The 23,712-nt window shown below is 66.6% G+C and carries 23 protein-coding genes; 9 read left to right on the forward strand and 14 right to left on the reverse strand.

Annotated elements, in window-relative coordinates; translation table 11 throughout:
• Nucleotides 1-112 precede the first annotated feature (112 nt).
• On the reverse strand, nucleotides 113-1,645 hold the full coding sequence (locus ACV959_RS11990) for an NAD(P)H-hydrate dehydratase (RefSeq protein WP_475736822.1): 1,533 nt from the start codon (nucleotides 1,643-1,645) through the stop codon (nucleotides 113-115).
• A gap of 122 nt (nucleotides 1,646-1,767) precedes the next feature.
• On the opposite strand from ACV959_RS11990, the gene ACV959_RS11995 reads away from it, so the two are divergent.
• Entirely contained in the window at nucleotides 1,768-2,283 is a 516-nt protein-coding gene (locus ACV959_RS11995) for a transposase (protein WP_475736823.1), read from the forward strand.
• A 3-nt stretch (nucleotides 2,284-2,286) separates the two neighbouring features.
• Here the strand turns inward: ACV959_RS11995 and ypfJ are convergent, their stop codons facing one another.
• On the reverse strand, nucleotides 2,287-3,183 hold the full coding sequence (gene ypfJ / locus ACV959_RS12000; protein ID WP_475736824.1) for a KPN_02809 family neutral zinc metallopeptidase: 897 nt from the start codon (nucleotides 3,181-3,183) through the stop codon (nucleotides 2,287-2,289).
• A 104-nt stretch (nucleotides 3,184-3,287) separates the two neighbouring features.
• Nucleotides 3,288-4,112 (reverse strand): TIGR00282 family metallophosphoesterase, encoded by an 825-nt coding sequence (locus ACV959_RS12005; RefSeq protein ID WP_475736825.1) that lies wholly within the window; start codon nucleotides 4,110-4,112, stop codon nucleotides 3,288-3,290.
• 170 nt (nucleotides 4,113-4,282) lie between these two features.
• Between ACV959_RS12005 and ACV959_RS12010 the strand changes: the two genes are divergently transcribed.
• The 3 genes from ACV959_RS12010 (at nucleotide 4,283) to ACV959_RS12020 (ending at nucleotide 6,341) form a co-directional block, all read left to right on the forward strand.
• Entirely contained in the window at nucleotides 4,283-5,464 is a 1,182-nt protein-coding gene (locus ACV959_RS12010) for an aminodeoxychorismate synthase component I (protein ID WP_475736826.1), read from the forward strand.
• Nucleotides 5,416-6,075: an aminotransferase class IV gene (locus ACV959_RS12015; protein WP_475736827.1), complete on the forward strand. Its 660-nt coding sequence runs from the start codon at nucleotides 5,416-5,418 to the stop codon at nucleotides 6,073-6,075. Before ACV959_RS12010 ends, ACV959_RS12015 begins: the two co-directional genes overlap by 49 nt.
• A gap of 104 nt (nucleotides 6,076-6,179) precedes the next feature.
• A complete protein-coding gene (locus ACV959_RS12020) occupies nucleotides 6,180-6,341 on the forward strand; it encodes a hypothetical protein (protein WP_475736828.1) in 162 nt (53 codons plus the stop codon).
• On the opposite strand, the gene ACV959_RS12025 is transcribed toward ACV959_RS12020, so the two are convergent.
• Together ACV959_RS12025 and ACV959_RS12030 are read right to left on the reverse strand one after the other, a co-directional pair.
• Nucleotides 6,322-7,590: a cell wall hydrolase gene (locus ACV959_RS12025; RefSeq protein ID WP_475736829.1), complete on the reverse strand. Its 1,269-nt coding sequence runs from the start codon at nucleotides 7,588-7,590 to the stop codon at nucleotides 6,322-6,324. The two genes, ACV959_RS12020 and ACV959_RS12025, sit on opposite strands and share 20 nt — an antisense overlap.
• 191 nt (nucleotides 7,591-7,781) lie before the next feature.
• Nucleotides 7,782-8,198 carry a secondary thiamine-phosphate synthase enzyme YjbQ gene (locus ACV959_RS12030; RefSeq protein ID WP_475736830.1) on the reverse strand — a complete coding sequence of 139 codons (417 nt, stop codon included), beginning with the start codon at nucleotides 8,196-8,198 and terminating at the stop codon, nucleotides 7,782-7,784.
• Nucleotides 8,199-8,296: 98 nt separating this feature from the next.
• Between ACV959_RS12030 and ACV959_RS12035 the strand changes: the two genes are divergently transcribed.
• Together ACV959_RS12035 and ACV959_RS12040 are read left to right on the forward strand one after the other, a co-directional pair.
• On the forward strand, nucleotides 8,297-8,971 hold the full coding sequence (locus ACV959_RS12035; protein ID WP_475736831.1) for a Crp/Fnr family transcriptional regulator: 675 nt from the start codon (nucleotides 8,297-8,299) through the stop codon (nucleotides 8,969-8,971).
• A gap of 148 nt (nucleotides 8,972-9,119) precedes the next feature.
• Nucleotides 9,120-9,287, forward strand: coding sequence for a hypothetical protein (locus tag ACV959_RS12040; RefSeq protein ID WP_475736832.1), 168 nt, complete (start codon nucleotides 9,120-9,122; stop codon nucleotides 9,285-9,287).
• Nucleotides 9,288-9,380: 93 nt separating this feature from the next.
• Here ACV959_RS12040 and ppdK read toward each other — a convergent pair whose 3' ends face one another.
• Nucleotides 9,381-12,059 carry a pyruvate, phosphate dikinase gene (ppdK, locus tag ACV959_RS12045; RefSeq protein WP_475736833.1) on the reverse strand — a complete coding sequence of 893 codons (2,679 nt, stop codon included), beginning with the start codon at nucleotides 12,057-12,059 and terminating at the stop codon, nucleotides 9,381-9,383.
• Nucleotides 12,060-12,313: 254 nt separating this feature from the next.
• Here ppdK and aspS point away from each other — a divergent pair, with 254 nt between their 5' ends.
• A complete protein-coding gene (gene aspS, locus ACV959_RS12050) occupies nucleotides 12,314-14,095 on the forward strand; it encodes an aspartate--tRNA ligase (RefSeq protein ID WP_475736834.1) in 1,782 nt (593 codons plus the stop codon).
• A 3-nt stretch (nucleotides 14,096-14,098) separates the two neighbouring features.
• On the opposite strand, the gene ACV959_RS12055 is transcribed toward aspS, so the two are convergent.
• The 5 genes from ACV959_RS12055 to rpmI all read right to left on the reverse strand — a co-directional run bounded on the left by ACV959_RS12055 (nucleotide 14,099) and on the right by rpmI (nucleotide 17,549).
• The gene (locus tag ACV959_RS12055) at nucleotides 14,099-14,566 is read right to left on the reverse strand and encodes a phosphate-starvation-inducible protein PsiE (protein ID WP_475736835.1); all 468 of its coding nucleotides are present in this window, start codon (nucleotides 14,564-14,566) and stop codon (nucleotides 14,099-14,101) included.
• A 107-nt stretch (nucleotides 14,567-14,673) separates the two neighbouring features.
• The gene (locus ACV959_RS12060) at nucleotides 14,674-15,159 is read right to left on the reverse strand and encodes a peroxiredoxin (protein ID WP_475739657.1); all 486 of its coding nucleotides are present in this window, start codon (nucleotides 15,157-15,159) and stop codon (nucleotides 14,674-14,676) included.
• Between the two features lie 156 nt (nucleotides 15,160-15,315).
• Complete coding sequence (gene lpdA, locus ACV959_RS12065) at nucleotides 15,316-16,752, reverse strand: dihydrolipoyl dehydrogenase (protein WP_475736836.1); 1,437 nt, start codon at nucleotides 16,750-16,752, stop codon at nucleotides 15,316-15,318.
• A 188-nt stretch (nucleotides 16,753-16,940) separates the two neighbouring features.
• Nucleotides 16,941-17,306 (reverse strand): 50S ribosomal protein L20, encoded by a 366-nt coding sequence (gene rplT / locus ACV959_RS12070; protein ID WP_475736837.1) that lies wholly within the window; start codon nucleotides 17,304-17,306, stop codon nucleotides 16,941-16,943.
• A gap of 42 nt (nucleotides 17,307-17,348) precedes the next feature.
• Nucleotides 17,349-17,549, reverse strand: a complete 201-nt coding sequence (gene rpmI / locus ACV959_RS12075) for a 50S ribosomal protein L35 (protein ID WP_014890449.1) — start codon at nucleotides 17,547-17,549, stop codon at nucleotides 17,349-17,351.
• A 280-nt stretch (nucleotides 17,550-17,829) separates the two neighbouring features.
• Here rpmI and ACV959_RS12080 point away from each other — a divergent pair, with 280 nt between their 5' ends.
• Nucleotides 17,830-18,942: an amidinotransferase gene (locus ACV959_RS12080; protein WP_475736838.1), complete on the forward strand. Its 1,113-nt coding sequence runs from the start codon at nucleotides 17,830-17,832 to the stop codon at nucleotides 18,940-18,942.
• A 30-nt stretch (nucleotides 18,943-18,972) separates the two neighbouring features.
• Here ACV959_RS12080 and ACV959_RS12085 read toward each other — a convergent pair whose 3' ends face one another.
• On the reverse strand, nucleotides 18,973-19,296 hold the full coding sequence (locus ACV959_RS12085; protein WP_475736839.1) for a DMT family transporter: 324 nt from the start codon (nucleotides 19,294-19,296) through the stop codon (nucleotides 18,973-18,975).
• A 138-nt stretch (nucleotides 19,297-19,434) separates the two neighbouring features.
• On the opposite strand from ACV959_RS12085, the gene ACV959_RS12090 reads away from it, so the two are divergent.
• The gene (locus ACV959_RS12090) at nucleotides 19,435-20,313 is read left to right on the forward strand and encodes a pirin family protein (RefSeq protein WP_475736840.1); all 879 of its coding nucleotides are present in this window, start codon (nucleotides 19,435-19,437) and stop codon (nucleotides 20,311-20,313) included.
• Nucleotides 20,314-20,419: 106 nt separating this feature from the next.
• Here the strand turns inward: ACV959_RS12090 and ACV959_RS12095 are convergent, their stop codons facing one another.
• Nucleotides 20,420-22,147 (reverse strand): ATP-binding protein, encoded by a 1,728-nt coding sequence (locus tag ACV959_RS12095; RefSeq protein WP_475736841.1) that lies wholly within the window; start codon nucleotides 22,145-22,147, stop codon nucleotides 20,420-20,422.
• Complete coding sequence (locus ACV959_RS12100; protein WP_475736842.1) at nucleotides 22,144-23,682, reverse strand: YifB family Mg chelatase-like AAA ATPase; 1,539 nt, start codon at nucleotides 23,680-23,682, stop codon at nucleotides 22,144-22,146. Before ACV959_RS12100 ends, ACV959_RS12095 begins: the two co-directional genes overlap by 4 nt.
• Nucleotides 23,683-23,712 lie beyond the last annotated feature (30 nt).

Here is a 23,712-nt window from a genome sequence, read left to right on the forward strand (position 1 = left end):
CCGCCGACCCCTACAAATATCCATTTCGGGCAAAGTTCGTGGCGCCACAGCCGCTTTTATATTCGACAGAGAAATATAGGGAAAAAAGTTAGACACAATCCAGAAATAATTTCTACGGACCGCTCAATTCGCGCCAGACCTGGGGCAACGTCGCGATGATGTCGTCGGCGATGAGCCCGGGGCCGAAGAGCTCCGCCGCGCGCGCATGCATCCAGGCGGCGCAGGAGGCCGCAAGAAAGCCGTCCATGCGCTGCGCGAGCAGCCCCGCGACGATCCCGGTCAACACGTCGCCCGAGCCGGCCGTCGCAAGCCACGGCGTCGCAAAACTGAGGATCGACGCGCGCCCGTCCGGCGCCGCAACCACCGTGTCCGGCCCTTTATAGAGCACCACGGCGCCGCTCGCCCGCGCCGCATCCCTCGCCTTGTCGAGCTTAGAGCGAAGCGCGCGGTCGCCGTCGCATTCCGCGAAGAGCCGCGCGAACTCGCCGGCGTGCGGGGTCATCACCACGGGCCCCGGCGCGGCGCGGGTCGCGCGCCAGAGCCGGAACGGGTCGCTCTCGAAGCTCGTCAGCGCGTCGGCGTCAAGAACGGCGGCGCGGCGATAGGCCTGCGGCGTCAGCGCCACCTCCACCTGCCGGCAGCTTTCCTCGCTCACGCCGAGCCCGGGGCCGATCGCGACGGCGTTCTTGCGCTCGTCCGCGAGCACTGTCGCGAGGCCCTCCGCGCCGTCCGCCGGCCGCACCATAACGGAGGTGAGCGCGCTCGCATTGACGGGAAGCGCCTCGGTCGGACTGGCGAGCGTCACCAGCCCCGCTCCGGCGCGAAGGGCCGCGGCGGCGGACAGCCGCGCGGCGCCGGTGAAGGACGCGCCCCCCGAAACGACAAGCGCATGGCCGCGCGTATATTTGTGGCCCTCGACCTTTGGCCGCGGCAGCGCCGGCAGCCACAGCTCCGGCATGTTGACGAAGGTTTTCACCTCCATCGACTCGAGCGTCGTCGACCGGATGCCGATATGCGCGCAGGTGAGCCTGCCGCAGCGCGAGCGGCCGGGCAAAAGGAGATGGCCGGTCTTCAACCGGAAGAACGTGACCGTCTCGTCGGCCTCGACGGCGGCGCCGCGAATGGCGCCCGTGGTGCCGTCCACGCCGCTCGGAATATCGACGCTCACAACGTTCTGTCTGGTCTCGCGCCGCCACTGATTGAGGCGGTTCACGAGCGTCTGGGCGGCCGGGTCGAGATCGCGCGCGAGGCCCGTGCCGAACAGCGCGTCGATCACCAAATCGACGCCTTTGAAGTCGCACTCCTGCGCCGGGATCAGCGCGCCGTTCCAGCCCGCCGCCGCCCGCGCCGCGTCGCCGCGCAATTGATCCGGCGGCGTGAGCGCGGCGACGCGCACCTTGTAGCGCTGCGCCCTGAGAAGCCGCGCCGCGACATAGCCGTCGCCGCCATTGTTGCCCGGCCCGCACAGCACGAGGACGCGGCGCCCGCTCGTGCGCTGTAAAATGCGGCTCGTGACGCGCGCGATCGCCGCCGCGGCGCTCTCCATGAGGTCCATGCTCGGCACGCCGCTGTCGATCGTCATGCGATCTGCGCGGGCCATCTGTTCGGTGGTGAGAAGTTCGAGAGGAAAGGGGCTGAGAGGCATGATTTGGCGATGGTGACCGATGGCGGCGACCGGCGCAATGGGCGGCGCCTAATCCTTGACGCCGGAGCACGTTTATTCGGCGCCGCATTCCGCCGCGGCGTTGTTTCCGCTATGCATCTGAAATGCTGACAGCTGTGCTTCTCGCCTATGATGCGCCCGCCCAGCCCTTGCGCCGCGACGCCATCGCGCGCGGCCTTGCATCGCTCGTCGACGCCTGCGTGCAGGGACTGGTCGCCGACGCCGTGCTCGTCGGCGCGCCGGGGCGCGGTCTCGACAAGGTCGCGGACGAAGCGGGCTGCGCGCTGGTCGAGGCGCAGCGGCCGGAGGACGGTCTGTCGGAAGCGCTGTCAATCGCCCGGCGCGACGATGTCCTGCTGCTGCTCGCCGGCTATGCGGTGGAGCGCGGCTTCGTCGACGAGGTCGACGACGCTTTCGCCTATGGAGACCGCCGCCGTCCGCTGGTTTTGCGCGCCGCGCCCAATTCGTTCGTCACGCGCGTGGCGCCCCGCCTTGCCGCGCCGGTCGGGGTCGTCGCCAGCCGCAGCGCCTTGCGCGCGGCGGCGAGCGCCGATCCGAAACGGCTCGCGAGAACCCTGCGCGGCGCGGAGCTGAAAAGCGTCGCGCGCCGCGCCTTCTAGCCGTTACCTTCCGAACGTGTTGCAGTCGTCGATCCGGCCGCTTTTCAGTCCGCGCAACAGCCATTCGGTGCGCTGCGCCGAAGAGCCGTGCGTGAAGCTGTCGGGCACGACGTAGCCGCGTTGCGCGCGTTGCAGACGGTCGTCGCCGATCGCCTGAGCCGAGGCGACCGCCTTCTCGATGTCGCCTTCCTCCAGGAAGCGCTGGCGGGCGTTGCCGTTATTGGCCCAGACGCCCGCGAGGCAATCGGCCATCAGCTCCACGCGCACCGAGAGATTGTTGGCCTCCGCACGGCTCGAGGCGCGCGCCTGCGCGCGCTGCACCTTCGGAAGGATGCCGAGCAGATTCTCGATGTGATGCCCCATCTCGTGCGAAATGACGTAGGCGTAGGCGAAATCGCCGCCGCCGCCGAAACGCTGCTTCATGTCCCGGAAGAACGAGGTGTCGAGATAAATCCGCCGGTCGAGCGGGCAATAGAACGGCCCCATGGCCGACTGCGCCGGCCCGCATTTGGAAGTCGTCGCGCCGTCGAACAGCACAAGCTTCGGCGGTTCGAAGCGAACGCCCTTCTGCTGCGGCAGGATTTCGGACCAGACCGCCTCGTTGGAGCCCACGACCTTAGCGACAAAAAGCCCCATCTGGTCGGTCGGCGTCGAGGGCTCGCGCGGCCGCTCCTCGCGCACGACCTGTCCCCCGCCCCGCATCTTGCCGAGCATTTCGGCGCCGCCGATCAGCAGCGCGGGATTGATGCCGAGCGCCCATCCGATGACGCCGAGAACGATCATCGTTCCAAGGCCGATCCCGCCGCCGCCCATGGAGGGGCCGCCGCCGAACATACCGCCGCCGTCCTCGCCCCGGCGGTCCTCGATGTTCTCGGATGTCTGTAAATCTTCCCACTTCATAACCGGAGGCTCCGCTGGCGCCGTCTGTGACGATGCCGCTTTTGTAATCGACCTGCGCCGCGATGTGTAGGGCGCCGGACCAAGGGAGGGACGCGGCGGCGAGCCTAGGGCGCGCCCCAGTCCTGCGGCCATTCCTGCCGTAAACGGCCGCCGAGCCGGACCGGCGAGATCATGGCCGCGAGCCCGTCGCGTCCGATCTCGACCGCCACGCCGCACAGCGTCGCCTCGCCGTTCGCGGGCTCGTAGCGCTGGCCCGGCGTCTTGCGGATGAAGCGGCGCAGCGGCTCCTCTTTCTCCATGCCGATGACGGAGTCGTAATCCCCGGTCATGCCGGCGTCGGTGAGATAGGCCGTGCCCCCGGGGAGGATTTGCGCGTCGGCGGTGGGCACATGGGTGTGCGTGCCGACGACGAGCGACGCCCGCCCGTCGACAAAATGGCCCATGGCCATCTTCTCGCTCGAGGTTTCGGCGTGCATGTCGACGACGATGGCGTCGCAGCCGACGCCCAGCGGGCAGGCCCCGAGCTCGCGCTCCATCGCGGCGAAGGGATCGTCGATCGCGTCCATGAAGACGCGGCCCATGGGATTGATCACCAGCACCTGCTGGCCGCGCGCGGCGGTGAAGAGATTGGCTCCCCGCCCCGGCGCGCCCGGCGGATAGTTGATGGGCCGCAACAGCCTCGGCTGGCGCTCGATGAAGACGAGCGTCTCTCGCTGGTCGAAGGCGTGATTGCCGAGCGTCACGCAATCGACGCCCGCGAGCAGCATTTCCTCGCAGATCGACTCCGTGATTCCGAACCCGCCGGCCGAATTCTCGCCGTTGCAGACGACGAAATCGAGCGCCCATTTTTCGCGCAGTCGCGGGACGTAGCGGGCGACCGCCGCGCGGCCGGAACGGCCGAGGACGTCGCCGATGAAAAGAAGGCGCATGGGCTGCGCGGGTTGCGGGGCGCTGGACATGGTCCTCAATAGCCCGCGCCAGCCGCCAAATCAAAATCTGTTCTCTCTAAAAGGGAGGAAATCCCGATTGCGGAAACGCCCCGCCTTTCATAGGTGAGGGCGTCTGATGTAACATTCCCGTGAACCGAGCCCCCCGAGAGATGCCCGACGCAGCCGCAAGTCCCGACGCCCCGACGCAGACGCACGCGCCGGAGCGGCCCTACGTCGTTTTCGAGGACGGCCGGGAGGGCGGCCGGGCGCTTCTGTTCGACGAGCCGGACGAGATCATCGTCGCGCGCGAAGCCGGGGAGGTTTCGGACGCCTTCGCGCGAATGGAGGCGGCGACGAAGCGCGGGCTCTACCTCGCAGGTTACGCCAGCTATGAGCTTGGCTATGCGCTGGAGCCCAAATTCAGCGCCCAGACGACGCCGCGTTCGCGCACGCCGCTGCTGCTCTTCGGCGCCTTTCGCGCTCCCAAGCCCTGGACCCTGCCGCCGGCGGAGGCCGCCGCGCCCTTCATTCCGCTCACGCCGGCCTGGACGGAGGCCGAATACGCCGAGCGCTTCCGGAAGTGCCGCGACTATATTTTCGCCGGCGACGTCTATCAGATCAATCTGACCTTCCCGCTCTACGGCCGCTACGAGGGCGATCCGCTCGCGCTCTATCGCGGCCTGCGCCAGCGCCAACCCGTGGCCTATGGCGGCGTCGTGGCGCTCGGAGAGGAGACGGTGGTCTCCCTTTCGCCGGAGGTGTTTTTCGAGGCGCATGGCCGCCATATCCGCGCGCGGCCGATGAAAGGCACCGCGCAGCGCGGCGTGATGCCGACCGAGGATATGGCCCGCGCGCAATATCTCGTCGAAGACGAGAAATCCCGCGCCGAAAACCTCATGATCGTCGACCTGCTGCGCAACGATCTTTCGCGGCTCGCGGAAATCGGCTCGGTGAAGGTCACGGACCTCTTCACCATCGAGACCTATCCCACGCTGCATCAAATGACCTCGGGAATCGAGGCGCGGCTGCGCGCGGACGTCAGGCTCGCCGATCTTTTCACCGGCCTCTTTCCCTGCGGCTCTGTCACGGGCGCGCCCAAAATCCGCGCGATGGAGATCATCCGCGACCTCGAATGCGCCGCGCGCGGGGTCTATTGCGGCTCTCTCGGCCTCATCGCGCCCGACGGGGACGTTCGGTTCAACGTCGCCATCCGCACGCTGACCCTCTTTCCCGGTCACGAACTCGTCTGCAACGTCGGCTCGGCGGTCGTCGCCGACTCGCGCGCCGCGCAAGAGTACGAAGAATGTCTGATCAAGGCGCGCTTCCTCGCCGGGGCGAAGACTTCGGACTGATCGAAACCCTGCTCTGGACGCGCGACGGGGGCTTCGCGCTTCTGCCGGAGCATCTCGCGCGTCTCGCGGCGTCGAGCGCGGCGTTGGGTTTCGTTCACGACGAAGAAAAGGCGGTCGCGGCGCTGACCTCGGCGGTCGCACAAGCCGCGGCGCCGCGCCTGCGCGTGCGTCTCACGCTCGCACGCAACGGCGCGGTCGAGACGGGCGCCATGGCGATCGAACCTGTCCCGCCCGAAACGGTCTGGCGCGTCGCGCGCGCCCGCCGCCGCTTCTCCTCCGGCGATCCTCTCCTGCGCCACAAGACGACGCGTCGCGCGCTCTATGAGGACGAACTTGCCGAGACGGCGAAGCGCTGCGGCGCGGACGAGGTTCTTTTTCTCAACGAACGCGACGAATTGTGCGAAAGCGCGCGCTGCAATCTCTTCGTCCCCGAAGGCGCGACGCTGCTGACGCCGCCGCTGGCCTGCGGGCTTTTGCCCGGGACGTTGCGGGCCAGTCTTCTTGCGTCGGGACGGGCGCGAGAGACCCCGTTGCGCCTCGAAGATTTGCCGGAGGAATTTCTCCTTGGCAATTCGGTGCGCGGCCTCGTTCGGGCAACGCTGGCCGGCTGACGATTATTGGCCGGATCGACGCAAATCTAGCGTTCCAATTGTCAGGGCCTTTAACGCTCGCGCGGGAAGACGGGTTTCCACGAGACAAGACGCGAGGATGTCTCATGCGCGCTTTTTTCGAGATCGTGTCCGCCCACCCGGTCGCTTCGGCCTGGCTCGCCGCGACCATCTGGTTCTGGATCGCCGTGCATGCGGAAACCGGCGGCGCCCGGCGGCGGCGCAGAAGCGAGACGCCGCCCTCGCCGCCTATGTCTGACCAGGCTTGAGCCGGTAGAAAATATGCCGGCCGATCATCTCCATTCGGGTCAGCGCGCGCGCCCAGCGCGGCTTGACATAGGTGGCGTGGTAATGGGTCGATCGGCCAACTTCGGTCAGATAGGTCCGCCCGTCCATCACCTCGCTGGCGATGCGCACCGCCCGCTCCCAGGCGTCTGACTCGGTGATGCGCAGCGACTTGCCTTCGCAGGCGAAGGAGAACTGGCAGGCTTTGTAGCGATGCCGGTTCTGATAGACGACCCCGCAGACGCTCGATGGGTAAAGGCCGCTCTGCACGCGGTTGAGCACCACCTGCGCCACCGCCGCCTGCCCCGCCTCCGGCTCGCTACGCGATTCGAAATAGACAGCCTCCGCCAGGCAGCGCTTTTCGCGATCCAGATTGTCGGGGCTGACGAGCGCCGCGTAGTCCGGACGCGCGCCGTTCTCCGTGGCGGCGGGATTCGCCAGCGCCATCATGGCGCGCGGGAAGGATGAGACCTCGATCGGCAGGGCGTCGGGCTGCGCCGGCGTCGAGGAGCTGAGCGCCATGGCGCGCGACACTTGCGGCGTGGCGCCGTGCAGCGCGCGCTCCTCCATCGCCTGATAGATCGGCTCGCGGGAGGGCTCGGCCGCGGCGCCGGACGTCCCTTTCGAACCGCTCTGCGACGGCGAAACGGCGGCGGCGGATTTCTGGGTCTGCGTCGTCGACAGCGCCTCGGCCTTCGCGGCCTCGGCTTCGTAGAGCGCGTCGTCCCCGGGAACGGCCCCGCGCGGCGCCAGTGCGACGCTCGTGCGCCCCGCATTTTTCCCCTTGATGCTGAACGTCAGCCGCGTCGGCTCGGCGAGGCCCAGCGCCGCCGGATCGACGACGCGCGTCTCGAAGCCCGGGCGCATGGCGACCAGGGGATCGCCCTTGTGCGTGCGATCCACTTCCGGGAAATTCTTCACGTCCGGCTTGAGATCGACATGCGGCTCGCGTTCGTCGGGAATGAAACGAAGATCGTCCGGCGCCCCGACCATGAGTCGCGCGCTCTGCGCCAGCGCGCGCGTCTGGCCGGAAAGGCCGAGGTCTCCCGTCGCGACCTCGCCGAATGACGCCAGCTGGAAGGTCGCGGGCGCCGCCGTCGCACGGGCGCGGGCGGTGAGCGGCGCGACGTTCCAGTCGCTCGCCGATTCCTGCCCGGCGTCCGCCGTGAAGGACACAAGGAGCCCGACGCCCAGCGCCCACGGCGACATGACGTTGAAGGCCCAAGGGGCCATGACGCTGAAAACCCAACGCGCTTTCGACTGACGACGCATAAGCTAGCCCAGGTCCAACCGCCCCATCGCAGGGATCCGGCCCGACGCCGCGCTCCCCATTGCGAAAAATGTGGGGGAATTATCGTCGTATTAGGCTTGCGGAACTGTTGCTGCTGCGCCCAAGTCTGCGTGCCAGAATGACGCAGGCGGGGTCATTCTCCGATCACATGCAGCGCGATTTCCCGGCGGTGCGGACGGCGGCGATGCTCGAAAAGAAAGACGCCCTGCCACGTTCCGAGCGCCAGCGCGCCGCCGAGGATCGGAATGGAAAGCTGCGTCTGCGTCAGCGCGGCGCGGATGTGCGCCGGCATGTCGTCGGGCCCTTCCGTGTCGTGGGCGTAGTCCGCCCCCTCTGGCGCGAGGCGCGAGAAGGTCTTTTCGAGGTCGCGCAGCACGGTCGGATCGGCGTTTTCCTGAACGAGGAGCGAGGCCGAGGTGTGCCGGCAAAAGACCGTCAGCACCCCCTCCGCCATTCGCGCGCTGCGGGCGAAGTCCGCGACGGCGGCCGTGCATTCGTAGAAGCCGCGGCCTGATGTGTCGATTCGCAGAAGCCTCGTCGCCTGTCTCATGGCGCAAATGTGCGGGCGCGCGCGGAAAAGTCCAGCGCAGGCGGCTTGTCATCGCCGCAGGCAGAGGCTAAGCGCGGCCTCGAACCAAGGGAGCGCATATGTCCGGGAGCCTGATCGACGCGGTGACGAACTGGGCCGCCTCCGACTATGGCAAGGAGACGGGCGCGATCGCCCTCGCCGCGCTCGCCTGGGCGGAAGCCGCGACCGTCATTGGCGCCGCCTATATGAAACGGATGATCCCGCTGCGCATCACCGCCATGACGGGCAATCTGCTCGGCGTCACGCTCGGTCTCGTGACCGGCAATCTGCCGACGATCGTGAAACACGCAATCAACTTCCCGCTGAACGCGACGCGCCTGCGCGAGATGCGCCGCCTCATCGACAGCGTGCGGGAAGCCAATAACGGCGATCTGAACATCGAATGGCTCAAACCCTTCATGCATCCCAGGACCGTGCGGGCGACGGATTTCATCTTCGAGAAAGGCGACCCGGCGAACGAGGCCTTTCTCCTGACCGAGGGACAGGTCGAGATCGTCGAGCGCGGCGTCGTCCTCGAAGCCGGCGCGATTTTCGGAGAGATGGCGTTGTTCACGGAACACGGGAAGCGAACCGCCTCTGCCCGATGCCTCACCGACGTCCGCTTGCTCACCATCACCTATGAACAGTTCGAGCAGATCTATTTCCAGAACCCGGAATTCGGCCTCTATATGGTTCGGCTGATCGTGCGGCGCTTCGAGGCAAACCACAGGGGCGAGGAACTCGAGAGCGCGTGAGGGCGACGCAAGGCCTCTTCAAATTTTTTTGCTGCGTCGTCTTGTCGCAGGCGCTGGCCTCGCTAACTCATCAAGGGCAGGCGCGCCGTGATCTGATGCTAGAACAAGATCGCGGCGCGGTCTTATCAGCATCGAGGAGGATTCTGATATGGCGATGTCCGTTCACAGTGGCGAAGAAGTCAGCAAATCCATCATCTGGATCGCCGCCTTCGCGGCGTTCGTCGTCGTAGCGCTCACCTGGGTGCCGGATTGGATCGCTCCGCAGGGCGAACAGGGCGCGCCCGAGGTCGGCCGCACCGTCAAAATGATCAATTGAGGCGAGCGCCCGGGTTTCCGTGCTCCAAAGCCCGGGCGCGAGACAGGTGAGCCATCCCCTCTGTTGAGCGCCGCCGATCTGGCGGCGCCTTTTTCAGGCGCGGTCTTCGGCGGTTTTGCCGAGCGCCGCCTGCGCCGCAGCCAGCCGCGCAATTGGCACGCGGAAGGGCGAACAGGACACATAATCGATCCCGATCCTATCGAAGAACGCGACCGACGCCGGGTCGCCGCCATGCTCGCCACAGACGCCAAGGGAGATCTCCGGCTGCGCCGCGCGGGCGCGCTGGCAGCCGAGCGCGACGAGTTCGCCCACGCCCTCCTGATCGATCGACACGAAGGGATCGTTCGGCAGCACGCCCTTCTCCACATAAACGCCGAGGAACGAGCCCGCGTCGTCGCGCGAAATGCCGAGCGTCGTCTGGGTGAGGTCGTTGGTGCCGAAGGAAAAGAAGTCGGCCGACGGCGCGATGTCTCCGGCGCGCAAGGCGGCGCGCGGCAGTTCGATCATCGTGCCGATGTGGTAGCGGGGACGGATGCCCGTTTCGTCCTCGACGAGGGTCGCCATGGCCTCCACGCGCGCCTTCACGAGATCGAGCTCCGCGCGGGCGAAGACGAGCGGCGCCATGATCTCGATTTGCGCCGGCTCGCCGGTGGAGAGACTCGCCTCGATCGCCGCCTCGAAAATCGCGCGCGCCTGCATATCCACGATCTCGGGGAAGACGACGGCGAGACGCACGCCGCGGAAACCGAGCATGGGATTGAATTCGGAAAGCTGCAGGGCGCGGCGCCTCAGCTTGACCGGGTCCGCGCCCATGGCGCGGGCGACGGCGGCGAGTTCCGAGTCGCTGTGCGGCAGGAATTCGTGCAAAGGCGGATCCAGCAGACGGATCGTGACCGGCAGGCCGGCCATGATCTCGAAAAGATGCTTGAAATCCTCGCGCTGGATCGGCAGCAGCTTCGCGAGCGCGGCGCGGCGGCCTTCCGCGTCGTCGGCGAGAATCATCTCCCGCACGGCGACGATGCGCTCGCCCTCGAAGAACATGTGCTCCGTGCGCGCGAGCCCGATGCCCTCGGCGCCGAAGCGGCGCGCGGCGCGCGCGTCTGACGGCGTCTCGGCGTTGGCGCGCACCTTGAGCCGGCGCACCTCGTCCGCCCAGCCCATCAGCACGGCGAATTCGCCGGTGAGTTCGGGCCGCTGCATCTTCACCTCGCCGGCGATGACATGGCCCGCCGAACCGTCGATGGTGATCTTGTCGCCCTTTGCGAAGCGCTTGCCCGCGACCGTGAAGCTCTGATCCTCGTAGTCGATGCGCAGCGCGCCCGCGCCCGTGACGCAGGGCTTGCCCATGCCGCGCGCGACGACCGCGGCGTGCGAGGTCATGCCGCCGCGCGCGGTGAGAATGCCTTCCGCGGCGTGCATCCCGTGGATGTCCTCGGGGCTCGTCTCGGTGCGCACGAGAATGACCTTGCGGCCGGAGGTCGCGAGCGTCTCCGCCTCCTCCGGGTTGAAGACGATCTCGCCGAAGGCCGCGCCGGGCGACGCGGGCAGGCCCGTGGCGAGGATGTCGCGCCGCGCCGCCGGGTCGATCGTCGGATGCAGCAGCTGGTCGAGGGACCTCGGCTCGACGCGCAGCAGCGCCTCGTCGCGGGAAATGAGCCCTTCGTTCGCCATGTCGACGGCGAGCTTGAGCGCGGCCCGCGCCGTGCGTTTGCCGCTGCGCGTCTGGAGCATCCACAATTTGCCGCGCTCGATCGTGAACTCCATGTCCTGCATGTCGCGGTAATGGCGTTCGAGCCTGTCCGCCACCGCGGCGAATTCCGCGAAGACATTGGGCATCGCCGCTTCGAGCGAAATCTTTTCGCCGGGTGAGGCGCGGCTCGCCGCCTCCGTCAACGGCTGCGGCGTGCGCAGGCCGGCGACCACGTCCTCGCCCTGGGCGTTCATCAGATATTCGCCGTAAAGCTCCTTGACGCCGGTCGAGGGGTTGCGCGTGAAGGCGACGCCGGTCGCGGAATTGGCGTCCATATTGCCGAACACCATCGCCTGCACGTTCACGGCTGTCCCCCAGCTCTCGGGGATATTGTGAAGGTGCCGGTAGACGATGGCGCGATGATTCATCCAGGAGGCGAACACCGCCCGAATGGCGCCCCAGAGCTGCTCGCGCGGATCCTGCGGAAACTCGGCGCCGGCGTTGGCCTCGACGATCGCCTTGAAGCGCGCCGTCGCCGCCCGCCAGTCGTCAGCCGAGAGCTGGGTGTCGAGCGTGAAGCCCTTGCTCTCTTTCAGCTCCTCCAGCGCCTCCTCGAAAATGTGATGCTCCACGCCGAGCACGACGGAGGAATACATCTCGATGAAGCGGCGGTAGCAATCCCAGGCGAAACGGGCGTCACCGGAATAATTGGCCAGCGCCTCGACCGTCTCGTCGTTGAGACCGAGGTTGAGCACCGTGTCCATCATGCCGGGCATGGAGGCGCGGGCGCCCGAGCGCACGGAGACGAGCAGAGGCCATTTCGGGTCGTTGAAGGCGTGGCCGGCCACGCGGCCGATCTCCGCCATGGCGGCGTCGACCTGCGCTTCGAGATCGGCCGGGAAGCTCCGCCCATTGGCGTAGAAATAGGCGCAGACATCGGTGGTGATGGTGAAGCCCGGCGGAACCGGCAGGCCGAGCGACGCCATCTCGGCGAGATTTGCGCCCTTGCCGCCCAGAAGGTCTCGCATGGCCGCCGATCCTTCGGACCGGCCTGCGCTGAAATTATAGACCCATTTCGTCATCGGTTTTCGTCTTGCCGCCGCCCCGGCCCGGCCCGGGGTCGGGCGATTTCCGTTCGGCTTCGCGGACGCACAATAGCAGATAGGTCTAAACAATTGTGCGGACGAGGGCTGTTTTTTCAGGCGCGCCGCCGGGCCGTCTTCGGGAAATCGGCGCCGGCCCCGCGCGGCTTGACAGGGGCAAGGCCATTGCGCTTCTTGGCGCCCACGCGCCGGGCTTCCGGCATTCCTTGCATTTTTCCACTCGAAAGCGGCCCATGCATCGCTACCGTTCGCACACCTGCGGAGAGCCCAACGAAGCGCTCGCGGGTCAGAAAATCCGCCTCTCCGGCTGGTGCCACCGCATCCGCGACCATGGCGGCGTGCTGTTCATCGACCTGCGCGATCATTACGGCCTCACCCAATGCGTGGCGGACCCCGATTCGCCCGCCTTCGCCGAGGCCGAGAAGCTGCGCTCGGAATGGGTCGTGCGTCTCGACGGCGAAGTGCGCAAGCGCCCGGCCGGCACCGAGAACCCGGACATGCCGACCGGTCAGGTCGAAGTCTATGTGAGCGAGATCGAGGTGCTGGGTCCGGCGGGCGAATTGCCCATGCCGGTGTTCGGCGACGTGAACTATCCCGAGGACATTCGCCTCAAATACCGCTTCCTCGATCTGCGCCGCGAGAAGCTGCACAATAACATCATGCTGCGCGGGCGGATCATCGACAGCATCCGCTCGCGCATGAAGGCCGGCGGCTTCTTCGAGTTCCAGACCCCGATCCTGACCGCCTCCTCGCCGGAAGGCGCGCGCGACTTCCTCGTGCCCTCGCGCCTCCACCCCGGCAAGTTCTACGCGCTGCCGCAGGCGCCCCAGCAGTTCAAGCAGCTGCTCATGGTCGCGGGCTTCGACCGCTATTTCCAGATCGCGCCCTGTTTCCGCGACGAGGACGCCAGAGCCGACCGCTCGCCCGGCGAGTTCTACCAGCTCGACGTCGAGATGAGCTTCGTCACGCAGGAAGACGTGTTCGAGGCTATGGAGCCCGTGCTGCGCGGCGTCTTCGAGGAATTTTCCAACGGCAAGCCGGTCACGCAGAAATTCCCGCGCATCCCCTTCCGCGAGGCCATGCTGAAATATGGCTCCGACAAGCCGGATCTGCGCAATCCGCTGATCATTGTCGACGTCTCGGAGGAGTTCGAGGGCGAGAGCGTTTCGTTCAAGGCCTTCAAGGGCAAGACCGTGCGCGCCATCCCCGCGCCCGGCGCAGCCGCGCAGCCGCGCAGCTTCTTCGACAAGCTCAATGACTGGGCGCGCTCGGAAGGCGCGCCGGGGCTGGGCTACATCATCTTCGAGGAAGAGGGCGGCGCGCTCGTCGGCAAGGGACCGATCGCGAAATTCATCCCCGCCGACGTGCAGGCGGCCATCGCCGCAAAGGCCGGCGTGCAGGCCGGCGACGCAGTGTTCTTCTCTGCCGGGGCCGAGACGCCCGCCGCCAAGCTCGCGGGCATGGCGCGCATCCGCATCGGCGCGGAGCTTGGCCTTTCCAAGACGGACGTGTTCGAATTCTGCTGGATCGTCGACTTCCCGATGTATGAGTGGAACGAGGAAGACAAGAAGATCGACTTCTCGCACAATCCCTTCTCCATGCCGCAGGGCGGCATGGAGGCGCTGGAGACGAAAGATCCGCTCGACATCCTCGCCTATCAATACGACATCGTCTGCAACGGCGTGGAGCTGTCCTCGGGCGCCATTCGTAACCATCGCCCGGAGATCATGAAGAAGGCTTTCGAAATCGCGGGCTATGGCGAGGACGTGCTGATCGAGAAATTCGGCGGCATGTATCGCGCCTTCCAATACGGCGCCCCGCCCCATGGCGGCATCGCGCCCGGCGTCGACCGCATCGTGATGCTTCTTGCCGAGGAAGAGAACCTGCGCGAGGTCACGCTCTTCCCCATGAACCAGCGCGCGGAAGACCTGCTCATGGGAGCGCCGTCGGAGGCGACCATGAAGCAGCTCCGCGAACTGCATATCCGGCTGAACCTGCCGGAGGGGAAGGCGTAGATTCTACGCCGTCTCGCGGCCGGACGGGCCCGCGTCCGGCGAGGGATAATGGAACGACGCGTAGCGGATGACGAAAACCGCGAGCGCGAGGATCAACGTGCCGCCGGCGAGGATGAGGACGCCCATATCCGGCGGCGCGTCTTTCTGCACATAGCCGATCATGTGACGCGTCAGCGCGGTAATGCCGACATAAAGAAGAAAACGCACCGGCATATGATTGGTTTTGAAATAGATGCCGACCATCGACCCGATCTCCAGGTAGATGAACAGCAACAACAGGTCTTCGATCGAGGCGTGGCCCTTGCCGGTCATCTCGATGAAAGCCTTGACGGCCGCCCAGACCGTCGCGCCGCCAATGGCGAACAGGCCAAGAAAGTGAAATCCTTCGGCGAGAAGGTCGCCGATGGGGTGGACGGCGGCCCGCATGCGGCTCGTCGCTTCGCTGGCCTTTGACGCAGAATCTTTTTCCAAGCCGCGTTCCTTCCGTGCGCGAGAGCGCGCAGCCGAGCGCGCCTTGCTGGAGAAACGGATAGATGCCCGGCGTTTTCAAGAGAGTTTGTCACCAAACGGCGACGCCGTCACTTACGGCCTTTCGCCCAGTCCCGCACGACTTGCAGCGCGCTCTCGATATGTTTCGTCGCGCCGGAGTCAGAGACGGCCGACAAAATCTTCCCCTCCGGCGAGATCACATAGGAGATGCGGCTCGCGAACATTGGTCCCGCCACGGGCAGGTCGAAGGACGCCTCATAGGCCGTGATCACCTTGAAGCCGGGATCGGCGCCCACTGGGAATTTGTCGCGGCATTCCTTGGTGGAGAATTCGCGTTGCGTCTCGATCTTGTCGCCCGAGACGCCGATGACCGAAGCGTTCATCGCGGCGAATTGATCCATCGCCTCGGCGAATTCATGCGCCTCCTCCGTGCAGACGCTCGTGAAAGACTTTGGATAGAAATAGAGGACGACGGGGCCTTTCTTCAGCGCATCCTTGAGCGAGAAGACGAAGTCCTTTCCGCCCTGCGCGGCCTGAATCGAGAAGTCCGGCGCGGCGTCGCCGGGTTTCAGCATGGCGAGGGCGGCGGTCGCGTAAAGCGAGAAGGCGATTGTCGAAGCCAGCAATTTGACGCGCACGGGCTCGCCCTTTCCAGTTCGGGACCAATTGGAGAGATAGCGGCGCTCGTCTCGCGTTCAAGCAGCCTCGTCCCCGCTCCGCGCGGGAGACCATCAAACGTGAATCACGCGCCCGTAGGCGTCCAGCACGCTCTCGTGCATCGTCTCGGAGAGCGTCGGATGCGGGAAGATCGTGTGGATCAGCTCCTCTTCCGTCGTCTCCAGATTCATCGCGATGACGAAGCCCTGAATGAGTTCCGTCGCCTCAGCGCCGACGAGATGCGCGCCAAGGAGCCGCCCCGTCTTCCTATCGAAAATCGTCTTCACGAGCCCCTCCGGCTCTCCGAGCGCAATGGCCTTCCCGTTGCCGAGATAGGGAAAGCGCCCGACGCGAATATCGTAACCCGCCGCCTTCGCCTTGTCCTCCGTGAGACCCACCGACGCCACCTGCGGATGGCAATAGGTGCAGCCGGGCACGCGCGATTTGTCGAGCGGATGGGGATCGAGGCCGGCGATCGCCTCGACGCAGGCGACGCCCTCATGTTCCGCCTTGTGCGCGAGCATCGGGCCCCCGGCGACATCGCCGATGGCGTAGACGCCGGCTACATTCGTGCGCCCCACGCCGTCGGTCTTTACGACGCCTTTCTCCAACGCGACGCCGAGCGCTTCCAGCCCGAGATCTTCGACATTGGCGACGACGCCCGCCGCCGAAAGCACGCGCTCAACGTCGAGCGTCTCGATCGCGCCATCGGCCGTCTTCAGCGTCGCGACGACGCTATCGGCCTTCCTCTCCAGCCCGGCGACGATCGTCGCCGTCCTGACCTTTATCCCCTGCTTCTCGAAACTCTTGCGCGCGAGGGCCGCGATCTCGGCGTCCTCGGCGGGCAGGATTTGCGGCAAGGCTTCGACGAGCGTCACCTCGACGCCGAAGGTGCGGAAGAAGGAGGCGAATTCGACTCCGATCGCGCCGGCGCCGACGACGAGGAGAGACTTGGGGAAGCGCTCCGGCTTCAGCGCCTCGAAATAGGTCCAGACGAGGCGTCCGTCAGGCTCGAGCCCCGGCAGAACGCGCGGGCGCGCGCCGGTCGCGAGGATGACGTGCTTCGCCTGATAGACGCCCTCCCCCAGCGTCGTCTTCGGCGCGGGCAGTTGCGGCGTCACGGGGGCCTTGGCCGGCGCGGCGACCTTCACCGCGCCCCCGCCCTGAAGCGTCGCCTCGCCCCAGATGACGTCGACCTTGTTCTTCTTGAGCAGGAAGCCCACGCCGGCGTTGAGCCGCCCCGCCGCCTCTCGCGAGCGCGCCACGATCCGCGCCGCGTCGAAACCGGGCGCCGCGCCGGTGACGCCAAAACGCGCGCCGTCGGAAGCGAGCCGGTAGATTTCCGCCGAGCGCAGAAGCGCCTTCGTTGGAATGCAACCCCAGTTGAGGCAGATGCCGCCGAGATGCTCGCGCTCGACCACCGCCGTCTTCAAACCGAGCTGCGCGGCGCGGATCGCCGCCACATAGCCGCCCGGCCCGCCGCCGACGACCAGAATGTCATAATCGCTCATCTCAGCCTCGCCTCGCCGCCGTTCCGCGCCGCAGTGTTATCCGCGCGGGACGGCGACGTCGAGACGGCGCGAACATCGACGTCCGCAAAGGCCAGAAAGCCGACGCCCCTGGAAAAACGAAAAGCGCCCGCCGGACATCCTGGCGGGCGCCTTCAAAAAATCCTTGCGGACCGCAGGGATGCGGCGGATCAGGCGGCCTGCGGCAGCGCGCTCTTCGCCTGCGCCACGATGGCCGCGAAAGCCTCCGGTTGCTCGATCGCGAGCTGCGAGAGAACCTTGCGGTCGACGGCGACGCCCGCCTTGGCGAGACCGTCGATGAAGCGCGAATAGGTCAGCCCATGTTCGCGCACGGCGGCGTTGAGGCGCTGGATCCAGAGCGCGCGGAAGGTGCGCTTCTTGGCCTTGCGGTCGCGCGTGGCGTATTGCATCGCGCGATCGACCGCCGCCTTGGCGGTGCGGATCGTATTCTTGCGACGGCCATAGAAGCCCTTGGCCGCCTTCAGCGTTTTCTTGTGCTTGGCGTGGGACGTGACGCCCCGTTTGACGCGAGCCATGACGAAACTCCTTCAGAATTCTGCTTTTGATCCGGGACGAGGTCAGCCGTTCGGCAGGAAGTATTTCTTGACGTTGTCGCCGTCCGTCTTGAACAGAACGTTCGTCCCGCGCAGATTTCTGATCTGCTTGTTCGTGCGCTTGATCATGCCGTGGCGCTTGCCCTGCTGGGCGTACACCACCTTGCCGGTTCCGGTGATCTTGAAGCGCTTCTTGGCGCCGGATTTCGTCTTCAGCTTGGGCATTTTGCTCTCCTGGGCCACAGCCCCGTTGATCCTTGCGCGCCCCGGTCCAGTGGACCTTTTCCGCTGGACCTTGATGGCGCGTTTCGCGCAAGCGAAAAGAACCGCCACGGCAGCCCATAAACTGGCCGGGCGGTTCGGAAGCGCGGCTTATAAGGCGAAGTCGGCCCCGATTGCAAGGGCGGAGGTGGACATAACTGCCACTTCCGACATATTCAGCTCGGCTCGGCCAGACCGGGCGCGCCAAAACATAAAGCAACCGGAAGGGGAAGGGGCCGCTTGAATGAACGTCCACGCGCCATTGTCAGAAACGATTGCCTCGGAAAGCCCTGTCAATTCGCACAATGAATGGGATCCGCTGGAGGAAATCATTGTCGGCCGCCTCGAGGGCTCGACCATTCCCTCCGACCACCCCGTCGTCACCTGCAACATTCCCGGCATGGCCGCGCGGGCGCAGGCGCTCGCGGCCGGGTTCCGATTCCCCAAATTCATGGTCGAACCCGCCCAGGAAGAACTCGACAATTTCATCAAGGTTCTGGAATCGCTCGGCGTCAAGGTGACCCGGCCGGAGCCCTTCAACCACAAGGCCAAATTCTCGACGCCCTACTGGTCCTCGCGCGGCTTCTGCAACTCCTGCCCGCGCGACTCCATGCTCGTCATCGGCGATGAGATTCTCGAAACGCCCATGGCCTGGCCCTGCCGCTATTTCGAAACCCACTCCTACCGGCCGATCCTGAAGGATTATTTCCGCCGCGGGGCGCGCTGGACCTCGGCGCCCAAGCCGCAACTCACGGACGAGCTGTTCGACCCGAACTTCACGCTCCCGGAAAAAGGCGAGCCAATCCGCTACATCCTCACGGAATTCGAGCCGGTGTTCGACGCCGCCGACTTCTTCCGTTGCGGCCGCGACATCTTCGTCACGCGCTCGAACGTGACGAACAAGATGGGCATTGACTGGCTGCGCCGGCATCTGGGCGAAGGCTACCGCATCCACGAGATCAAGAGCCGCTGCCCGAATCCCATGCACATCGATACGACAATCCTGCCGCTCGGCCCAGGCCGCATCCTCATCAATCCGGAATATATCGACCCCGACGAACTGCCCGACATTCTGAAGAAGTGGGAAATTCTGGTCGCGCCAGAGCCGACGCCAATCGAGGACCGCATCCTCAAGATCACGTCCATGTGCGGCAAGTGGCTGAGCATGAACATTCTCATGATCGACGAGAAGCGCATGATCGTCGATCCGCATCACGTCAACATGATGCGGCAGGTCGAGAAATGGGGCTACGAGCCGATCCCGGTTCCCTTCCTGCATTACGCCGCCTTCGGCGGCGCCTTCCATTGCGCGACGCTGGACGTGCGCCGGCGCGGAACGCTCGAGAGCTACTTCTGATCAGGAGGCGCCGCGCCCGCAGGCGCGGCGTCAATCCGTCACGCCGTTCAGCCGCAGGCCGATGATCCCGAGCACGATGAAGCCGATCGAGGCGAGCCGCATCGGCGTCGTCGGCTCGTCGAAGAGATAGACGCCGACCACCGTGACGGCGGCCACGCTGCCGCCCGTCCAGACTGCATAGGCGGTGCCCGCCGGTATCGTCTTTACGGCGAGGCCGAGACAGCCGACGCTCGCCACCATGAAAAACAGCATGATGACGGTGGGCCAGAAGCGCGTGAAGCCCTCGGCGTATTTCATGCCGACCAGCCAGCCGACTTCGCAAAGACTGCCGATCAGCAGAATGATCCAGGCCATTTCGACGATTCCTTTCCGGATGCTGTTTGCCGGAGGCCTTGTTGAAGCTCTCGCCGCCGGCGTCAAGGCTCAGGCTGGGCGGGGGCGTTTGAATTCTTTCGGCGGCGCCCCACAATAATTCGCAAAGGAGCCGTCGCCATGAGAAAGATTGTCGGCGTCTATCCCGCGCCGGAAGACATTCATTGGGTGGGCGACGGGTTCCCCGTCCGCACGTTGTTTTCGCACAAGGAGCATGGCGAGCGGGTCAGTCCCTTTATTCTTTTCGATTATGCGGGGCCGGTCGATTTTCCGCCCTCGGCGCATCGACGCGGGGTGGGACCGCACCCGCATCGCGGCTTCGAAACCGTGACGATCGTGTTCGACGGCGAGGTCGCGCATCGCGACTCGACCGGAGCGGGCGGAACAGTCGGCCCCGGCGACGTGCAATGGATGACGGCAGGATCCGGCGTGCTGCACGAGGAGTTCCATTCGGAAACCTTCTCGCGAAGCGGCGGACGGTTGGAGATCATTCAGCTCTGGGTCAATCTCCCGGCGCGGCTCAAAATGACGACGCCGAGATACCAGACGCTGCCCGACGCCCGGATCCCACGGGTCGATCTGCCGAACGACAGCGGACTCCTGCGCGTGATCGCCGGCGAATTTTCGGGCGCAACAGGACCCGCGCAGACGGCGACGCCCATGAATATCTGGGACGCTCGCATCGACGCCGAGAAGTCGGCGGCCTTTTCCGCGCCGGAGGGACACAATCTCGTCGCCGTCGTGCTCGACGGTCCGGTCGTCGTCAACGACGCCGGACATGCTCAATCCGGCGAGACGGTCGTCTTCGAGCGTTACGGCGGCGACATTCGCCTCGAGGCGCGGACCGACGCAAAGCTGATGCTCCTCAGCGGCGAGCCGATCGACGAAGATGTCGTTCAGCAAGGCCCCTTCGTGATGAACACGCAGGAAGAACTCGCGCAGGCGGTTGACGATTATCGCTCCGGCCGCTTTGGCGCGATGGCGCCGGTCGGGACATAGACGCCGTCGCAATCCGAGGGAATCGTCCGCCGCGCAGGCGGCGATCGATTTCCTGGCGTGACGCGCGTTGCTCTCGAAAACAGGGATCCGACCGCATCGCTGCGCGTCAGGGGCCCGCGCGCCGACGCTCCACCGGGCGCGGCGCGACCCGTAATTCCTCGATCGTCGCAGCAAGGACGGCGAAATCGACCGGCTTTGTGAGAAAAGCGTCCACGCCGGCGCAACGAGCGGCGCGCTCGTCTTCCTCCTGAGCGCTGGCAGTTAGCGCCAGTATCGGCGTGCGGCCCGCGCGGGCGCGCGCTTCCGCCTCTCTGATGCGGCGCGTCGCCTCGCGCCCGTCGAGTTCGGGCATGAAGAGATCCATGACGATCACGTCGTACGACGCCGTCGCGTCGCTCATGCCCGAAATCGCCAGCGAGGCCGCCTCGGCGCCCGTGCGCGCGCGGGTCGTCGTCGCGCCGAGCTTGTCGAGATGGCGCGTCAGAATGAGCGCGTTGACGTCATTGTCTTCCGCGACAAGGACATGCAGACCGTCGAGCGCGCGCACGGGCTCCGGCGCCGCATGCCTTGGCGCGTCGGGCCGCCGCCGCAAAAGCCGCGCGACGAGCGACGCCATCCGCACCGGCTTGACGAGCCAGCCGTCGAAATCTCGAAGCGCGCTCTCTCCGAAAGCCCGCCGTTCGAGCGGCGAGAAAAGAAGAAACAGGCGTCCGGCCTGCGCGGCCCGCGCGGACTCGGCGAGCTCGGACGTCATCTGCGGACCAAGCGCGCAATCCACGATCACCACGTCGAGGGGTGGGCTGCCGGCGCCCGCAAGCCGCGCGCGTCCGGCTTCCACCCCCGCCGCGATTTCGGCTTCGGCGCCAGCGGCGCTCAGGCTCTGCGCGAGATACGGAGCCTCGAAGACGCTGCCGGCGACGATCAGGGCGCGAAGGCCCTCGAGGGGGATCGCAGACTCGGACGCCGCGCCCGCCGGCGCAGGCAGCGTAAAGGCGAAGGTCGATCCTTTTTCCGACGTCTCCGCAAGCGCGAGGACGCCGCCCATCGCGCCGACGAGACGCCGGGAGATGGCGAGGCCGAGGCCCGTGCCGCCGTGGCGCCGCGTCGCCGAGCCGTCGCCCTGCTCGAACTCCTCGAAGATCGCGGCGCGCGCCGTCAGCGGGACACCGGGCCCCGTGTCGCGCACTTCGAAGCGAATGGCGTCGCCCTCGCGAAGGAGGCGCACGCCGACGCCGCCGGTCTCGGTGAAATTGACGGCGTTGCCGAGGAGATTGACCAGCACCTGCCGCAGCCGCGCCGGATCGCCCTCGATCTCGCGCGGCGCATCCGGCGCGATATAGCTGGCGATTTCGAGACCTTTAGCAAAGGCGCGCGGCGCGAGCAGTTCGACAGCCGATTCGACGACCGGCGAGAGGGCGAAAGTCTCTCGCCGCAATTCGAGCTTGCCCGCTTCGATTTTCGAGAAGTCCAGAATGTCGTCGATGAGCTGGGCCAAAGACCGGCTCGAATCGCCGATCGCCTCGACATAGCTCGCCTGCTCTGCGTCTAGACGCGTCATGGCGAGAAGCTGCGCAAGGCCCATCACGCCATTGAGCGGCGTCCGGATTTCGTGGCTGACCGTCGCGAGAAATCGCGACTTCGCAAGACTGGCGGCTTCCGCCTTGTCCCGCGCCGCCGCGGCGGCGCGCAGCTCCCAAATCTCGTCCCGAAGCTTTTCGAGTTCGGCTTCGACGCCGTCGGCGCGCCCCTTGCGCAAGGCGGCGAAAATCGCCGCACCGAGCAACAGCACGGCGGCTTGCGCGCCAATGAGAACGAGCGCCTCGGCCGCGCTCACGCCGCGATCCGCCCGGAGGAGAGACCGGCCCGATAGGACAAGGCCTCGGCGAGATGCCCCCGGGCGATCCGTTCCGCCCCGTCGAGATCGGCGATGGTGCGCGCGAGCTTCAGCACGCGATGGAAACCGCGCGCGGTCAGCGAAAAGCGGTCGGACGCCTCGCGGATCAGCGACGTCCCGGCCGCGTCGAGATTGGCGACGCGCTCGATCGCCGAAGCCGGCGCCGACGCATTGGCCGAAACGCCGGGAAGCCCCAGCGACTCGTAGCGGGCGCGCTGAAGGGCGCGAGCGCCGCCGACGCGCGCGGCGACCTCGCGCGACCCTTCGGCGGGCGGCGGCAGGACGAGATCCGCCGCCGTCACCGCGGGGACTTCGATCTGGAGGTCGAATCGATCGAGCAGCGGACCCGACAGCCGCGCCTGATATTGCGCCACGCAGCGCTCGTTGGGCTGACGACGGCAGGCGTAGCCCGGATCGAGCGCGTGTCCGCAACGGCACGGATTCATCGCGGCGACGAGCTGGAACCGGGCGGGGTACACGGCGCGATGATTCGCCCACGACACGGCGACCTCGCCCGTCTCGAGCGGCTGTCGCAGGCTGTCGAGAACCTGCGGCTGAAACTCCGGCAACTCGTCGAGAAAGAGAACGCCGTTGTGAGCGAGCGAAATCTCGCCGGGCTTCGCATGACTGCCGCCGCCCACGAGCGCCGCCATCGAGGCGGAATGGTGCGGCGCGCGAAACGGCCGGCGATCGGTGAGCGCTCCGCCCGCGATCTGGCCGGCGACGGAATGGATCATCGACACTTCCAGCAATTCTCGTGGCGTCAGCGGCGGCAGAATCGACGGCAGGCGCGCGGCCAGCATGGATTTGCCCGCGCCGGGCGGCCCGCTCATCAGCAGATTGTGCCCGCCTGCGGCGGCGATCTCCAACGCCCGCTTGGCGCTCTCCTGCCCCTTGATGTCCGAGAGGTCAGCCAAATCGGCGGCGAGCGCGCGCACCGCAGGCTCCGGCCGCGCCAGCGCCTGCGTTCCCTTGATGTGATTCACGAGTTGGATGAGGGAGCGCGGCGCAAGCACGTCCATGTCGCGCGAGGCCCAAGCGGCCTCCGGCCCGCAGTCGCGTGGACAGATGAGACCCTGCCCCCGCGCATTGGCGGCCACCGCCGCCGGCAGCACCCCGGCGACGGGCGTCAGGCTTCCGTCGAGCGCGAGTTCGCCCAGCACGACGAATCCCTCCAGCGCGTCGGATGGAATCGCGCCGATCGCCGCCATCACGCCGAGGGCGATGGGAAGATCGTAATGGCTTCCCTCCTTCGGCATGTCGGCAGGCGCGAGATTGACCGTGATGCGCTTGGCCGGAAGCGCCAAACCCGAGGCGATCAATGCGGCGCGAACGCGCTCGCGCGATTCGGCGACCGCCTTGTCCCCGAGACCCACGACATTGAAAACCACCGCCCCAGGCGAAATCTGCACTTGCACGTCAACCGGCCGCGCCTCGACGCCCTCGAAAGCGACCGTCGCAACCCTGACCGCCATTTCTAACGCTCCAGAAAATAGGCCTGCCCG

Source organism: Methylocystis sp. Se48, assembly GCF_056269425.1.

What these genes read in the sequence shown, in the direction of transcription:
- ACV959_RS12080 (WP_475736838.1), top strand. Translation starts at nt 17,830, where the DNA reads ATGAACGTCCACGCGCCATTGTCAGAAACGATTGCCTCGGAAAGCCCT.
- ACV959_RS11990 (WP_475736822.1), bottom strand. Translation starts at nt 1,645, where the DNA reads ATGCCTCTCAGCCCCTTTCCTCTCGAACTTCTCACCACCGAACAGATG.
- ACV959_RS12030 (WP_475736830.1), bottom strand. Translation starts at nt 8,198, where the DNA reads ATGAGACAGGCGACGAGGCTTCTGCGAATCGACACATCAGGCCGCGGC.
- lpdA (WP_475736836.1), bottom strand. Translation starts at nt 16,752, where the DNA reads ATGAGCGATTATGACATTCTGGTCGTCGGCGGCGGGCCGGGCGGCTAT.
- ACV959_RS12040 (WP_475736832.1), top strand. Translation starts at nt 9,120, where the DNA reads ATGGCGATGTCCGTTCACAGTGGCGAAGAAGTCAGCAAATCCATCATC.
- ACV959_RS12100 (WP_475736842.1), bottom strand. Translation starts at nt 23,682, where the DNA reads ATGGCGGTCAGGGTTGCGACGGTCGCTTTCGAGGGCGTCGAGGCGCGG.
- rplT (WP_475736837.1), bottom strand. Translation starts at nt 17,306, where the DNA reads ATGGCTCGCGTCAAACGGGGCGTCACGTCCCACGCCAAGCACAAGAAA.
- ACV959_RS12060 (WP_475739657.1), bottom strand. Translation starts at nt 15,159, where the DNA reads ATGCTGAAACCCGGCGACGCCGCGCCGGACTTCTCGATTCAGGCCGCG.
- ypfJ (WP_475736824.1), bottom strand. Translation starts at nt 3,183, where the DNA reads ATGAAGTGGGAAGATTTACAGACATCCGAGAACATCGAGGACCGCCGG.
- ACV959_RS12015 (WP_475736827.1), top strand. Translation starts at nt 5,416, where the DNA reads ATGTCTGATCAAGGCGCGCTTCCTCGCCGGGGCGAAGACTTCGGACTG.
- ACV959_RS12025 (WP_475736829.1), bottom strand. Translation starts at nt 7,590, where the DNA reads ATGGCCCCTTGGGCCTTCAACGTCATGTCGCCGTGGGCGCTGGGCGTC.
- ACV959_RS12005 (WP_475736825.1), bottom strand. Translation starts at nt 4,112, where the DNA reads ATGCGCCTTCTTTTCATCGGCGACGTCCTCGGCCGTTCCGGCCGCGCG.
- ACV959_RS11995 (WP_475736823.1), top strand. Translation starts at nt 1,768, where the DNA reads ATGCTGACAGCTGTGCTTCTCGCCTATGATGCGCCCGCCCAGCCCTTG.
- ACV959_RS12020 (WP_475736828.1), top strand. Translation starts at nt 6,180, where the DNA reads ATGCGCGCTTTTTTCGAGATCGTGTCCGCCCACCCGGTCGCTTCGGCC.
- rpmI (WP_014890449.1), bottom strand. Translation starts at nt 17,549, where the DNA reads ATGCCCAAGCTGAAGACGAAATCCGGCGCCAAGAAGCGCTTCAAGATC.
- ACV959_RS12090 (WP_475736840.1), top strand. Translation starts at nt 19,435, where the DNA reads ATGAGAAAGATTGTCGGCGTCTATCCCGCGCCGGAAGACATTCATTGG.
- ppdK (WP_475736833.1), bottom strand. Translation starts at nt 12,059, where the DNA reads ATGACGAAATGGGTCTATAATTTCAGCGCAGGCCGGTCCGAAGGATCG.
- aspS (WP_475736834.1), top strand. Translation starts at nt 12,314, where the DNA reads ATGCATCGCTACCGTTCGCACACCTGCGGAGAGCCCAACGAAGCGCTC.
- ACV959_RS12085 (WP_475736839.1), bottom strand. Translation starts at nt 19,296, where the DNA reads ATGGCCTGGATCATTCTGCTGATCGGCAGTCTTTGCGAAGTCGGCTGG.
- ACV959_RS12035 (WP_475736831.1), top strand. Translation starts at nt 8,297, where the DNA reads ATGTCCGGGAGCCTGATCGACGCGGTGACGAACTGGGCCGCCTCCGAC.
- ACV959_RS12010 (WP_475736826.1), top strand. Translation starts at nt 4,283, where the DNA reads ATGCCCGACGCAGCCGCAAGTCCCGACGCCCCGACGCAGACGCACGCG.